We start from the raw sequence: 14,599 nt of genomic DNA, 5'->3' as shown, positions 1-14,599 counted from the left end.
ATATAAACTATAACCATATATTAGATAGAAATATTATTTCGCAACAATATTTCTTTTATACTAGCAATTTCTTCTTGCTGCTTTTTAATAACATTAAGAAACACTGCGTTAATTTGAGACTGAGTCACGTTATAATTTTTTTCTTCAAGTGGTATATCAGATAAGGCTTCTTGCCCCTGTTCTCGTAAAACACTATTTACCTGCACTCTATCTCTTTCAGAATTTTTCACCACCTCTTCAAGATCATTAGCACTTGGAAATAGAGAACAATAATCTAACTCATTTATATGGGTTCCAATAATTCCATGAGAAACAAGAAAGCCATATAGTTCGCCTGGTAACACCTGCCGTTCATATTGATTATTATATAAAGCCCATAAATATAAAGCAGTCGAACTAGGCGTATCATTATCACGACAGTTCAAATAGTCCCCTTTCAAATCAAGCAGCTGAATAAAGTCATCTGTAACATTCTCAACACAATCAAAGTTTCTTACAACCGTATTACCCCAGTCCAATTCAACCCACTGGGATAGATAGCCATAAAAATCAGGCGTATTTGACTTCACCCACTCTTTAAATGATTTTACTTTTCCTCGATATGTTTTATGTTTCAACCCCCATTGCAAATATGCAGATCTAGCCCATGCATCATGCCTTCTAACATACGCAATAACCTGTATATTAACACCATTCTCTTTAAGAAATTTGAGAATATCAATAACAATTAGCGGGCTCTTCAAAAATGACTCATTAGACCATATTACTTTCTCTACCCCCTCATCTTTCAAAATTCGCATATTATCTAAGAGCATAGCCTTTAGCTCTTTAATCCCAGTCTCACCTAACTTAAGCAGACGCCCCCAACCAAAAGGAATCTGCCAAGAATATTTTTCTCCAGGAAGCAATTCTCCCATTAACCCAATATAAAAGGCAGCATTATTCTTTAGAAAATCACCATTTCTTTTCAACGTTTTCTGAATAGATGAGCTACCTGTTTTACCATACCCAATGTGTACATAAAGAGTAATTTCATTTTCAACATTCATACCGCTTCAAACCCCAAAAAAACAAGTGTTTTAGTGCACACTCTTGGTAATTAATAGGCTTCTCAATACCGCTTCTCAAGTTATCCCAAACTTCACTGTTGCCAGAAAGATTCAACAGCTTGATCCCCAGGTCAACCGGGTTTCCAGCACTAAAGTGGACACCATCCACGCCATCTCTGACCTTCTCTGCCATCCCGCCTATATCGGAAACAATCAGAGGACGGCCAGCGACAAACGCTTCCTGTATCACCATGGGGGAGTTTTCCCACCAGATGGAGGGGACAATCACCCAGTCAATACTCTGCATCCGCTTCATCTGCTCATCAGGACGGTAGGGCCCTACCCAGCGAAGACAGCCTTCCTCGATAAGCTTAGAGGCCATCTCCTTCACTTTCTCCTGAAACTCACCGGTTTGCTGCTCCAGATTGGCTCCGTGTATCTCAACTACCAGTTTTTTCCGTTGTTTTTTCTTGAGACTTAACAATGCCTGCAATAATACATCGATCCCTTTATAGGGGTTCACCTGGCCGAAATACGCAAACCGGTTACGTGTTTCTCCATCCGCGAGCTCTCTGGGAGGGAGCGTCTCAATATCCTGCTGACCATTTTCGATTACAATGATCTTACTTTCATCTATCCCCCACTGGATATACCGCTGTCGCAGAAACTCAGACGGCGAGATAAAACCTTCGATCAGATCAAAATGACTTTTTATGTAGTGTTTTCTTAACCAAAAGTCTTCCGCCGTATGTTGCGGATAACACTGATGGCACTCATCATAGGACTCGCTACTACACAGCTTATGACCTTCCCCTGTTTTCACCATCTGGCCGTTATGCTTACAGATAGCCATATACTCATGGATGGTGAAGAAGATACGGATCTCAGGGTTTATCTGTTTAATAACCCTGATGAACTCAATCCCCATATGTGCATAATGATGCATATGAACAATGGTGGGTTTCAACGCCTGAATCAGATCGGTAAACCATGTAGTCAGCGACTGTTGCTGTTCTGCTTTTAGCAGATGCCAATCACCGATGCCCTGTTCCCACAGATATTCATTTTCACGACGTTTCCGAATCTGCCCCGTTGCGCCGCGTCCACGGTCCGCACGTGCCAGAAACCAGCTATCTTCAACATCGGGGTGCTGTTGATAGGCATTAAACAGGTTATAAGCCGCGATCTCGGCGCCACCTAAACTAAAATCGGGATGCCCATGGGAGATTACAAGAATTCGATTTTTCATAATTTAATACGCCGCCTCAGGTTTCGCCGCTAACTTTTCAATCAAATCAGACCAACGGGTCATATGCCGGGAAGCGTTAAGAATCACAACCTTGGTTCGAAAATCCGGAGTGCCTGTTAAGCCAAATGACTGTCGCTCCAGATGTGTCAGTTCAACAGACGGCAGATAACCACAGCCCTTTCCTTTTTCCAGCAGTTTTAAGCAGAGGTCAGAATCCTCAAAATCACCTATCAGATAGCCTGTATCCCATCCTTCAACGGCGTCAAAGTCTTCTCTGGAGATCAGCATACAGGCGCCTGTAACCGCAGGCATTTTTGTCAACGCCTGATGAGGATCCAGAATCGGATCAAGCCCCATATGGGGGTGGTGATTGATCCAGATACCGATATCTGACCGATACTGAAATACCATTCCCGCATGTTGAATTGAGCCATCTGCGAATAACAGCCGCGGCGCAATAACCCCCAGTTCAGGATTTGTTTTTAATGCCTCTAACATCGGCTCCAACCATCCCGCAGACTTAGGAAAGACATCACTGTTCATGAACAGAAGGTAGGCGCCGCTGGCGTGTTCTGCACCAAGGTTGTTGGCTCCGGAGAACCCTCTGTTGACCCCACCAAACACAACCTTGAAAGAGACTTTATAAAGATCATAGATCTCCTTCGCCAGTGTTCTTAACTTCTCAACCAATGTTGGGTCATCAACGACGTAGATAATCTCTGTCTGGCTTTTAATAAACTCATCTGAAACAAAAGAGACCATCTGCCCTTCAATAAAATCGATACGGCCGTAAAGCGGTATGATGATACTGATCAAAGGGTCCTGAACCTCGCCATACTGTTCCACAGAGACAGGCATTCTGGCGATCACACGGTTGTTCCGGGCGATCTGCTCGCTGAGCATAGGCCAGAAAATATGTCTGAAAATATCCACCTGATCGGAAGGTTTCGATTCGATCGTGAACAGCCACTTAGCCATCTCAGCCGGTTGAGAATCAAGATAGCCTGCCTCGGCCGATGATAATCTATGCACACCTTTAGATGACAAAGCGTATATTGTGAGAGTCTCTTTAGGACTGATATTTTTGACTGGCACTAAACAGCCGCTGTTGATCTCAGCCTTATCAAAGCTTGTCAGGAAAGCCTTATACACATCCTCCCTGAAAATTCGATGGGCCTGAGTTAAAAATGTTGGCGTGCCCTCTTCATCTTCAATCCAGACGATTGAATCGGGACTACTGACAACCCACCCAACTAACAGTCCGGATGAACCCCGTTCAGAGACAACGGCTGATTCTATATAGGCTTTTACATTTGGATGCGGTGCGGATTCCTGTTTAACTTTTTTTATCCATTTTTTCCATCGTTCGACAGTAAAGCTCTCGTTATCCAGTAAGTTTCTGGCCTCTTTGTAATAGAGACTATGATAAAAAGTGTCGGCATCATCGTCGATTGTATGGCTAGCGAGATCCACCAGAGGGTTATCGGACAGCGTCGCTTTGTTCCTCTTGCTGGGTTTGATATCCCGCCCCTCTTTTCTTCCATAATAGAGATAGTGAAAGAAAGGGTTGACCCCGGTTTCACTGACATCAGGGAAATCAAGGAGATAGTCGTCTATGGAGAACCAGCCGCAGGGATCAAACCCCTCATTTGAGCCAACCTTGAGGAAATGTTCCAGCGGGTCCTGACCATTGAGAACCAGCTCATACTCCTGACGATAAAAGCCTGCATCAAAATCTTTAGCAATAATGCTTCTGATCTTCTCTTCAGTTAGTTTGTTACTTTTCTCAAAAATCTTTAACACTGGCAGCTCCCTGTTCAGTTGTCGCTATCACTTTAAACATCAAGGTTAGTCAGCAAACATATCTCGATAAAAAATCTGTTCAATACCGGACTTCATGCAGATAGATATCTGCCCAGTATTCAGTAAATAACAATGGGCGCTTTATTTCTCATCCAACAAACTGATTATGTATCGACCATAATTCGTTTTTGAGAGATTTTCCCCATACATACACAGCTCTTCACGGCTCAGCCAGCCATTGCGCCAGGCAATCTCCTCAAGGCAGGCAATTTTGAGACCCTGCCGATGTTCGACTGTCTGCACATAGTGCCCAGCTTCAAGCAAACTGTCATGGGTACCGGTGTCCAGCCATGCAAAGCCGCGCCCCAGCTTTTCGACCTTAAGATCGCCCCGCTCAAGGTACGCATTATTCACACTGGTGATTTCCAGCTCACCCCTTGAGGAGGGTTTAACCTGTTTAGCGATCTCAACCACATCGTTGTCGTAGAAATATAGCCCCGTTACAGCATAATCAGACTTGGGCTTCAGAGGCTTCTCTTCAATAGAGATCGCCTTTCCCTCTGCATCAAACTCGACAACACCAAACCTTTCAGGATCACTGACCAGATAACCAAAAATAGTGGCTCCCTGCTGCTGCAGGCCAGCCCGTTGTAACTGATCAGAGAAGTGCTGGCCATGAAAAATATTATCGCCCAGGACGAGACACACCGGATCCTGCCCAATAAACTCCTCACCGATAATAAATGCCTGCGCCAGACCGTCTGGTGATGGTTGCTCCTTATATTGAAAGTGAACACCAAACTGTTTGCCGCAACCCAGCAACTTCTTATACTGAGGCAGGTCTTCAGGTGTTGAGATAATCAGTATCTCGCGGATGCCTGATAGCATAAGCACAGAGATCGGATAATAGATCATCGGCTTATCGTAAATCGGCAGCAGCTGTTTCGATACGCCCAGGGTAATGGGGTGCAGACGGGTGCCTGAGCCCCCCGCCAGGATAATTCCTTTACGCGCCATAACTTATTCCTCTCTATTTTTCAGGCTCAGATATTCTTCTAATGTCATCTGCAACTGGCTATACCAGTCCGGCATGATGATTCCGAGCTCGTGTTCAATTTTTTTCAGTGACAAACGTGAGTTCAATGGCCTGCGGGCAGGCGTTGGATAGTCTGATGTGGGAATCCCTGTCACTTGCGCCACTTTGAGTTTAACGCCCTCCTCCCGTGCTAATGCGAAGATAGATTCAGCAAACCTGCACCAATTGGTTTCGCCGGATGGCGCCAGATGATAAATACCGGAATCTTGTGAAGCCAGCTGCGGTGAGCGACTCACAGCCAGCGCGGTGATCTCTGCTATCAGTCGCGCAGGGGTAGGCACGCCCCACTGGTCATTGACGATACTCAGTTGCTCCCGTTCTGCGCCAAGCCTGAGCATCGTTTTCATAAAGTTGTTACCCCGGGCGCTGTAAACCCAGCTGGTTCTGAAAATCATATAGTGACAGCCAGATGCAGCGATATTGTCATCGCCCAGCAATTTGGTTTTACCATAGACAGATAACGGGGCGGTCTGATCAGTTTCAGTCCAGGGTGTTGTTCCGTTGCCGGGATAAACATAGTCGGATGAGTAGTGAAACAACCAGATATTGTTCCTGGCCGCATAACTCGCCAGCACCGCTGGCAGGTCTGCATTGACGATACGGGCGCTATCCTGCTCCGATTCCGCTCTGTCTACTGCGGTCCAGGCTGCAGCATTGACGATTAGCCCCGGTTTTGTCGCCTCAAGGTAGGCGGCCACCTGATCCAGATCTTCAAGGTTCAGGTGCTGCCGGTCCGGTGCATCGACACAACCAAAGATAGCCAGGCTACGCTGCAGTTCAAAGCCAACCTGACCGCTACCACCCGTAACCAGTATGTTCATAGTGACCCCAGACGTTCGCCCTGATAACTGCCATCCAGTACCGATTGCCACCAGTCCTGGTTACTGAGATACCACTCCACCGTTTTCCTCATCCCTGTTTCAAAGGTTTCCTGAGGCACCCAGCCTAAATCCTGTTCAATTTTGCTGGCATCAATGGCATAACGCAGATCATGCCCCGGGCGATCTGATACAAAGGTGATCAGTTCCCGATAGCTGTTAACTGTAACCTCTGTATTGCTCTGTGACGGCCTTAGTTCATCGAGCAGATCACACAAAGTATAGACAACATCGATATTCTGCTTCTCGTTATGCCCACCGATATTGTAGGTTTCACCGATAAGCCCCTGCTGAGCAACCTGAATCAGGGCCCGGGCGTGGTCCTCAACATACAACCAGTCACGCACCTGCTTACCATCGCCATACACCGGTAACGCTTTTCCAGCCAGGGCATTCAGAATCATCAGAGGGATCAGTTTTTCAGGAAAGTGATAAGGTCCGTAGTTATTGGAACAGTTAGTTACCAGAGTCGGCAATCCATAAGTCCGCTGCCACGCCCTGACCAGATGGTCAGAACTGGCTTTGCTGGCGGAATAGGGTGAACTTGGCGCATAGGGCGTCGTTTCCGTGAACAGATCATCTGCACCGTGCAGATCACCATAGACTTCATCCGTTGATATATGATGAAAACGAAACTCCAACGCTTTTTCGGCATTCTGCGCTTTCTGTTGCTGAAAATACTTGCGAGCAGCTTCCAGCAGTGTGTAGGTGCCGACAACATTGGTCTGTATAAATTCACCGGGACCATCAATTGAGCGGTCTACATGGCTTTCTGCAGCCAGATGCATCACTATATCTGGCTGAAAATCGTCAAACACCTTTTCCATCGCTTCACGGTTACAGATATCCTGATGCACAAAAAAATAACGCTCACTGTCCGATACCGTTGCAAGAGACTGAGTATTCCCTGCATAGGTCAGTTTATCGACATTGACGACCCTGTGTTCTGTGTTGAGAATTAACTCCCTGACGACAGCTGAGCCAATAAATCCCGCCCCTCCGGTCACTAAAAACGTCTTACTCATAGCTATACCTTTAATTCTCACATACCGCTTCGTAGTATTTATCTTAACGAAGATTCTATAAACAGCTGGTTAATCCCGATGATCTTTAATAATCAGCAACAACATCTGCATAATTAACCCCAGAAACAGTGCAACAATGGCATACATCGCAATATTGTGCAGCCTTTGCGGTTCCAGCGGGTATTCCGGGTATGTCGGGCTTTGCAGCACAGACACCTGCTTGAGTTTGCGGGCAGCTTCGATACGGGTGCTTTGCAGTGCGGCCAACGCCCCGGAATAACTATCCAGTGCAAACTTCACCTTCAGTTCAAGCGTCTGGTATTCAGCCGTAACGGTATTCAGTGCGTTACCCGACTGCTGCGCCATTCTGTTTTTTTCCTGCTCAATTTGGTGCCGCACCGCCTTTATCTCATTGTCTATTTTAACCATGGCGGGAGAGCTGCTGCTCTGATAACTTTTCAGCATGGTTTTTTCCGCCTGCAGGTTAGAAAGCTTCCCCTCCAGGGTTGCCACTACGGCGCTAATGCTTTCAACCGTACCGGTTGGTGAGATCAGCCCATTTTTATTCTGGTAATCCAGCAGTTCGTTACGGGCAATATTAAAGTTGTCGTTGAGCATCGCCACCTGGTCTTCCAAAAACCGCACCTGCTCTTCAGCAAGACGCTTGCCTAACAGGTTCATATGTTTTTCACCCTCTTCAAGCAACAAGCTGGCAATTTTATTGGCCATCTCAGGGCTGAACGCTTCTACTTTAATTCGCAGGACATTAGCATAATCGTCCAATTCAACAGAAACCCGCTTGAGGTAGTATTCATGCAGATCTTCAATAGGGACATCGGCGCTGCTAAGCCCTGAAATAAAATCGATTCCAGCAGCGGAATAGTGTTCACGAAACCCCACTAAGCGATCAATATCGCGCAACATATCGACGGACAACAGATAATCCCTGAGCAGCAGCATGTCACCACTCTCTCCCGTCGGGCCTCCCAATAATGAAGACACATCCATTGTGGGAATGGTAATCTGTGGACTCTCAAGCACCACATTGGCTTCAGAAACATACCGGTCACTGGCCAGCACCCCCCAATAAAAAGCAGACAGTGCAATGAAAACCCCACACACCACCCAGACCGGGTTTTTCATTAAAAGTTGTTTCATTAACCTTTCATCCCAAACATAAACGTTGCGTTTGCTATAACAATAAAATTATTTGCCCTTGTCGGGCGGAGGCTTCGGCGGACTATTTTTGGCGTGATACTCGTCCAGTGCATCATTAATATCATCAAACCAGGTAACATTACCTTTATCGATCAGTATGCCCGCCTGACACAGCTGTTTCAGGATCCCTTCGCCATGAGAAACGATTATCAGACTGGCTTTACCCACTTTGTCTTTAAACGCCTTAGTTGCCTTCTGGCGGAAAACCTGATCACCCACAGAGGTCGCTTCATCAGAAAGGTAAACATCGAAGTCAAACGCCAATGACAGCCCGAATGCCAAACGCGCTCTCATTCCTGATGAATAGGTTTTAACCGGCTCGTCAAACGCCTTGCCGATCTCCGCAAAGCTTTCCACTTTATGCAGAATTTCGGCCAAATGGGTTTCACCACCATGAATACGGGCGACAAACTTGACATTTTGCCGGCCGGTCATCGACCCCTGAAAGCCTCCGGTTAAACCGATGGGCCAGGAAACACTGCAATCGCGAATAATTTCACCTTTGTCTGCAGTATCCATCCCGCCAATCAACCGGAGCAGTGTTGATTTACCCGCACCATTCCTCCCGATCAGGCCAACACTCACGCCCTCAGGAATATCCAGATTGACATCTTTAAGAACCCAGTCACCTCCATGATGTTTATGGTACCGCTTGTAGAGCCCTCTGATGCTGATCATTGTGCTTTTAGTCTCGGTTCAAAACGGATATGCAACATCAGTCCAAAGGCGATAAGGCCAAGGTTCCAGAACCAAAGATATCCCATATCAATCCCCGCAACATGACGATAGTTTTCGAAAAAAGCCATACGCAGCAGCTCTAATCCGTGAACAATGGGGTTAAGAAGCAGATACTCCTGAATCCAGTATGGCAGGTAGTTAAGGGGAAAGATCACACCTGAAATAATCAAAAGCGGCATCGAGGTAATTCGTACAATTTTACCAGCTTCCGGAACCAACTCCGAAACAGCAGAAAACGTTAACGCGGCTCCTACCCCTAAACACCACAACGAAAACCAGCAGAACAGCGCAAACAGTGGATCATCTGCAATCAGATCAATATCCAGCAAAACCCCGGCAAAAATAAACAGAACCAGGATAAAGGTTTTCAGCATCCCCTCCATAAAGCAGCGCACAAAAACCGGATCAATGGATTTTACCTGACGGTAAGCAAACAACCCCTTATAGCCCTGCATCGCTCCTAAAGAACGCTGCAGATTCTCCCGGAACAGGTAAAAGCCCATCAGGCCAATCAACATCCAGGGGATAAACTCGGCCCCAGCTATATGCCGCCCACCAGCTATGACACCCCGTAAATAAACCATCACCACGACCATAGCGACCGGTTCAACCAGCATCCAGAACCAGGCAAAGCGGTCACCGGTAGTGCGGGACAGGGCTTCCCGCATAAACAAAGCGTACCAAACCGCTTTGGTTACCTGCCAGGATGTTCGTGGGCTAAGCATCTAAAAAGCCTTTTTCCATGGGGTCAACAGCCTCGCCTCAGGCCGACAGATAGTTTCAACATCTGCATCTTACAGCCCCGTCACCACTTTGGTGGCCACCGCAATCTGATAGACGATCTGCGAAATACTGGTCGCCAGCTGCAGATTTTTGGTTGGCACTTCAGGCAATACCAGAATCTCATCACCGGCTTTCAAAGATACATCTCCAGCATCACGTACTTCTCCATTCTGTCGTACGATCAGGATCTTTGACTTATCGGCATGGGAGCTAAAGCCTCCCGCACCATCGATATAATCAGCAACCGTTTTTCCAGACTCAAAAACCACCGACTGGGGCACCAGCACCTCACCACTGATTAGCAGCGAGTCAGACTTTTCCGGAATAGTAATGACATCGCCATCCTGTAAGCGGATATTGGCTATATGGTCATTAGAAGCCACAACCAGGCGACCGCTGGGTTCAGCTTTCGAAGCCCGGGCAATAAACCTGGTGATCAGTTCGGCTTCCTGCACACGGATGCTGGCCTCCTGTGAGGTGGCGGAAGATGCCCCAAGATAGGTGGCTTCTAGACGTCTCAGGCTTTCATCTAAAGACTCTTTCTGCCGCTGAGCAACACTTTCCCGGCGCATAGAGATGCTGGTCGTGTCAGTAATACCCTTTGGCACCGCTATCGAATCAAGAAAGTCCTGCAACATTATATCCCGGGGCAGGGAGTAACGGGACGGGCCATAAAAACTGCCCTCAAGCTCAACCACAATGGTGTCATAACGCTTATCGATACTTAAAATGACTTCGTCGCCATTTTGCAGTGGCTGCTGTCTGAAGTCAGCCAGTGACAGGTAACCGGTTAGCGGCCCGCCGCTGCGATCACCCCGCAGCAGCGCATGGGAGACCCCTGCTTTCATATGCGTGAGTTTAGTGAGTGCCGCTCCTGTCATCTCGTTCTTTGTCAGCTCATAGCGATATGACCGCTCGACATCACCGGTAACCACCACCGAGGCCTGGCGCTCGCCTACCACCAGAGTGTCACCGTCGCGAAACTGAGGTCGTACCATCTGGCCATTTAATAAGAAATCATACAGATCAATAGTTTCAATTGTTTTACCGTTACGGATCACCTTAATCGCACGGTATGTCCCCATCAGATCATCAATGCCACCCGCCTGGTTTAGAAAGTAGATAGCTGAATCATTTGGGGTGCCTGCATAACGGCCCGGACGGGAGACAAAACCAGTGACAAATACACCCACCGGCTGGACGCCCTGAACCTGGGTATACACATTAACATTTTCAGGATAGATCGCCCGGACAGCTCCACGAATGCGGGTATCAAGATCTTTATGGCTCAGTCCCTGAACCCTGACCGGGCCAATGGTCGGAATAAAGACATTTCCCCGGGCGTCCACCGGCAACACCCGTTCCATCTCGATCGCACCCCAGATACGCAGAACAACCTGATCACCCGGCGTGACTTTGTAGTCTGAATTAAGTCCATCTGACCTTAAACCACTGAAGCCGCCATCAAACAACTGACTGCCAAAGGGGCGGATAACCTCTGCATCAGCAGAATCTTTTGAGCCCAACTGACCATAGGTTCCGGATTTCCAATCGATATTTTGTTGCACCTGTTGAGCGTCAATGCCCCCTCCGCCACTCATCAACTGCTGCACCGCAGGATCAAGATCACCGGCACTTTCGATAGCCGCGTTGGCAAAACCAGATAACAACAGCGCAACCCCGGCTATCAAACTTTTACAAATAATGTTTCTACTCTTATTGATGCTGTACAAATTCATAGATGAATTCCATTTAACATTGTCACTAAGGATTACCTGAGAGGTCATGAAGTCTGTTATCAGAGTGTTACCGGGATCAGTTCCCACCGGCTGTCCTTAACAGTACAGGCAAGGTAGTGCCGCTGCGACAGATTGTCACTGATCACCACCTTCCGGCAGGAACGCCCACTGGCTGCAAAATAGGTGGCATTCGCCATAAGGTTTTTCCCCTGGAACATCCCCGATGGAATGGCAAGGGATAGATCCTGAGAATTATCCGTGAGGACCTGACCTACCTCCTGTGGTAGAACATTATTGTCGACAGAGGTCTGAAAAGAATACCCTGAATCGGGCTTCTGCATTGCCTGGGGGGTACATGCAGATAAAAAAGTCACTAAAAGCAAGACAACTGCAGAGTTAACTATTCGGGCGGTATTCAGCTTCATCGATCTGCTATCCATAACAAAATTTACAGGCCAAGATCATACAATATAATCAAGCTAACTTACATGTCTCAGAGCAGCTACGTTACAACAGCTCACAACATCTGCATCCGCAGACAAAACGGGCTTTCTCTTAGAGATATTGACAGTCGCTACAATTATATCAAGAATGGATTCCAAGCTATATGTACATCACTAAAGACAACAGAAAAGCATAGACTAACAATTGTTAAAATTATTGGAATCACATATGCAATTACGCAGCACGAAAATACGCCATGTTATACATATAGCCCAAGTTTTCTCTCACTTATAGAATCCATCCCCATAAAACCCAAAATTCCCAACAGAGCATTATATGAAGAATTACTGCTTTATAATAAGATGTATTGATATCGGGGAAGCCGAAGTCAACATATTCAACACATTAAAAACAAAAATACCAGAAAAAAACATCTTCTATTTAATAGACCAGGATCAAGACGATTTTCAGAACCGCCTATCTCTTCCTAAATTCAGAAGAGAAAGAAAACTCCAAACAGATGACAGAAGACTAGGATGGAAATGCGGGGACTATTGTTTCTACCGCGTTTATGATGAGCACCCAGATTACGACTATTACTGGCTTATAGAGTCTGATGTTTATATAGACGATGAGTCCCTAAGTAAATTAATAACCGAATCCGACGACAACAATTCAGACCTAATGATACATAATTTCGGGCCTAGGGCTGAAAAGTGGGATTGGCACAGCATTTATAAAGAACACTATCCAAAACATAAAATTTATGGTGGATTATTTCCTCTCGTCCGATTGACAGGAAGCGCCATAAAAGACTTATATAGAGAGCGATCAGAATTAATAGCCAATGGAAATATAGACAGTAGAAACATGCCTAACGATGAGTCCTTTGTTTGCTCATTCCTTGCAAATAATGGCTACAAATGCAGTGATATAAAAATAACAAAAAACGGTGATTTCAATCTCACAAGAAAGCATATTTCACATATAAAAAGAGGTGGAATATATCATCCAGTCTTCAGCGACTATAACAGTATATTTGAAAAAGAGTCTTTAAAATTGACGGCTGCTGTATCCAATGGAAGTTTTGCGGAGGTCTCTTACAAAATATTACAGAGAAATAACTTTAATGAGAGCCTATATGAGAAAATAGTAGGAAAACTATTCGACGGAAACAAGATAGACAAACTAAGAGACTTAGCAAACACCAACATGATGGAAAGCTTAGATTTTTCATTAGCTGCCTTTGAATTAGCAAAAAACTTCCGGCCTGGAGGTCAAATGCTTATTCGGAGATCTGATGAACTTAGAGCCAAGCTCGGCCAGACTAGCTCCGTAGGCTTAACACCAATACTCTCAAAAAAAATTAAACAAAAATCAACAAAATCAGCATCTTATAGAGACTTTAATCTTGGAGTAAGAAGCCTTGCAAAACTGCAAGATATCAACTTTAATCTTTTTAAACCTTTCAGCTATGAAGATAGTAGGCTTTACCTGGTAAACACCGATGAGTCCGCGTACAAAGCTCCTTTTTTGTATTCAGAGCAAAGAGATAATGCAATAATTCTTTGCGATATTCCTTCTCATCACGTATCAGGAGAAATCAACCAAGAGAAGATTACTTTTATATTTTCAATAGGACGATGTGGATCAACCTTAGTTTCAAAATTATTATCTTCAACTGGATTTTTCGAGATTTCAGAATGTGATGTTTTTACACAAACTGGCGACAAAGATATCATCAAAACATCAATTTATATATTCCAGAATTTCAACCCTACGAAAAATAGCAAGATATCATTCAAATTCAGAAGTCAGACAAATAAGTTTATTGATGATTATATATCAAACTTTAAAGATGCCAATTATATATTCCTGTACAGAAATAAATCAGACTGGGCAAAAAGCTATAGCGGTAAGTTTAATTGGAAGGAAGGCGAATTAACCTACACTTACACTACAGGATACAACTGCCTGAAAAAATTAAAAAATTCAATCAAAAACTTACAAATAATTAACTACGACAAACTAATAAAAGATCCCACTCTTATTTCTTCAAAGCCAGAAGATCTAGCTGCAATAAAAGAAATCATGTCCAAGGATAGCCAACAAGGAGTTATAGATAATTCGAATAAAGAATATAACAAAGCAGAAGTTTCGAAATTCCTCTCAAACTGCAAACTAGAAATAAATGACCTAATATAACCGTCAAACCGACCCATGCTTGTATAGAAAACAAAAAAGCGGCTGAAAGAATTATAACTACTGGCATCAAATAAAATACCAGATACTCTCTGCCGCTTCTAAAAGATGACGCTGTACTTTTAGCTTTTACTTTTTAAGCCGAGCGTTAGACAGCAATGCACAAAAAACAATCTACCCAGCAACTCAGACACCTAAAGCACAATAACTCGAAATCAATTACGAATCACCTTATCATCATTAAATTAAGAGATATGGTGATTTCTGGTGTATGGAGAAAGATAGAGAGGGTGGCGTATCCTGTTGATTGATCTCGCCAGATCGCAATCAACAGAAGAGAGATACGCCATGAGTAAGTTTACCCTGACAGCCCGG

General features: G+C 45.2%; 12 protein-coding genes. 1 reads left to right on the top strand and 11 read right to left on the bottom strand.

The window, feature by feature from the left end:
• Window positions 1-20 precede the first annotated feature (20 nt).
• From JW499_RS16780 to JW499_RS16730, 11 genes are all read right to left on the bottom strand, one after another.
• Complete coding sequence (locus JW499_RS16780; protein ID WP_205211671.1) at window positions 21-1,049, bottom strand: hypothetical protein; 1,029 nt, start codon at window positions 1,047-1,049, stop codon at window positions 21-23.
• Window positions 1,039-2,298 carry a glycosyltransferase family 4 protein gene (locus JW499_RS16775; protein ID WP_205211670.1) on the bottom strand — a complete coding sequence of 420 codons (1,260 nt, stop codon included), beginning with the start codon at window positions 2,296-2,298 and terminating at the stop codon, window positions 1,039-1,041. Before JW499_RS16775 ends, JW499_RS16780 begins: the two co-directional genes overlap by 11 nt.
• A 3-nt stretch (window positions 2,299-2,301) precedes the next feature.
• Complete coding sequence (locus JW499_RS22865; protein ID WP_205211669.1) at window positions 2,302-4,101, bottom strand: glycosyltransferase family 2 protein; 1,800 nt, start codon at window positions 4,099-4,101, stop codon at window positions 2,302-2,304.
• A 141-nt stretch (window positions 4,102-4,242) separates the two neighbouring features.
• Window positions 4,243-5,118: a glucose-1-phosphate thymidylyltransferase RfbA gene (rfbA, locus tag JW499_RS16765; protein WP_205211668.1), complete on the bottom strand. Its 876-nt coding sequence runs from the start codon at window positions 5,116-5,118 to the stop codon at window positions 4,243-4,245.
• A gap of 3 nt (window positions 5,119-5,121) precedes the next feature.
• The gene (gene rfbD, locus JW499_RS16760) at window positions 5,122-6,018 is read right to left on the bottom strand and encodes a dTDP-4-dehydrorhamnose reductase (protein ID WP_205211667.1); all 897 of its coding nucleotides are present in this window, start codon (window positions 6,016-6,018) and stop codon (window positions 5,122-5,124) included.
• Entirely contained in the window at window positions 6,015-7,100 is a 1,086-nt protein-coding gene (gene rfbB, locus JW499_RS16755) for a dTDP-glucose 4,6-dehydratase (RefSeq protein ID WP_205211666.1), read from the bottom strand. The genes rfbD and rfbB overlap by 4 nt, the downstream gene beginning before the upstream one ends.
• A 69-nt stretch (window positions 7,101-7,169) precedes the next feature.
• Window positions 7,170-8,258, bottom strand: coding sequence for a KpsE/RkpR family capsule polysaccharide export protein (locus JW499_RS16750; protein ID WP_205211665.1), 1,089 nt, complete (start codon window positions 8,256-8,258; stop codon window positions 7,170-7,172).
• A 48-nt stretch (window positions 8,259-8,306) separates the two neighbouring features.
• The gene (locus JW499_RS16745; protein WP_205211664.1) at window positions 8,307-8,996 is read right to left on the bottom strand and encodes an ABC transporter ATP-binding protein; all 690 of its coding nucleotides are present in this window, start codon (window positions 8,994-8,996) and stop codon (window positions 8,307-8,309) included.
• On the bottom strand, window positions 8,993-9,781 hold the full coding sequence (locus JW499_RS16740; RefSeq protein ID WP_205211663.1) for an ABC transporter permease: 789 nt from the start codon (window positions 9,779-9,781) through the stop codon (window positions 8,993-8,995). The genes JW499_RS16745 and JW499_RS16740 overlap by 4 nt, the downstream gene beginning before the upstream one ends.
• 69 nt (window positions 9,782-9,850) lie before the next feature.
• Window positions 9,851-11,578: a polysaccharide biosynthesis/export family protein gene (locus tag JW499_RS16735; protein ID WP_205211662.1), complete on the bottom strand. Its 1,728-nt coding sequence runs from the start codon at window positions 11,576-11,578 to the stop codon at window positions 9,851-9,853.
• Between the two features lie 59 nt (window positions 11,579-11,637).
• The gene (locus JW499_RS16730; RefSeq protein WP_205211661.1) at window positions 11,638-11,919 is read right to left on the bottom strand and encodes a DVU3141 family protein; all 282 of its coding nucleotides are present in this window, start codon (window positions 11,917-11,919) and stop codon (window positions 11,638-11,640) included.
• Between the two features lie 439 nt (window positions 11,920-12,358).
• On the opposite strand from JW499_RS16730, the gene JW499_RS16725 reads away from it, so the two are divergent.
• A complete protein-coding gene (locus JW499_RS16725; RefSeq protein WP_205211660.1) occupies window positions 12,359-14,227 on the top strand; it encodes a hypothetical protein in 1,869 nt (622 codons plus the stop codon).
• Window positions 14,228-14,599 lie beyond the last annotated feature (372 nt).

It is taken from the genome of Amphritea pacifica (genome assembly GCF_016924145.1).
GTDB classification, from domain to species: Bacteria; Pseudomonadota; Gammaproteobacteria; order Pseudomonadales; family Balneatricaceae; genus Amphritea; species Amphritea pacifica.
The sequence above is the reverse complement of the archived record's forward strand: the minus strand, read 5'-3'. Positions and strand labels throughout refer to the sequence as shown.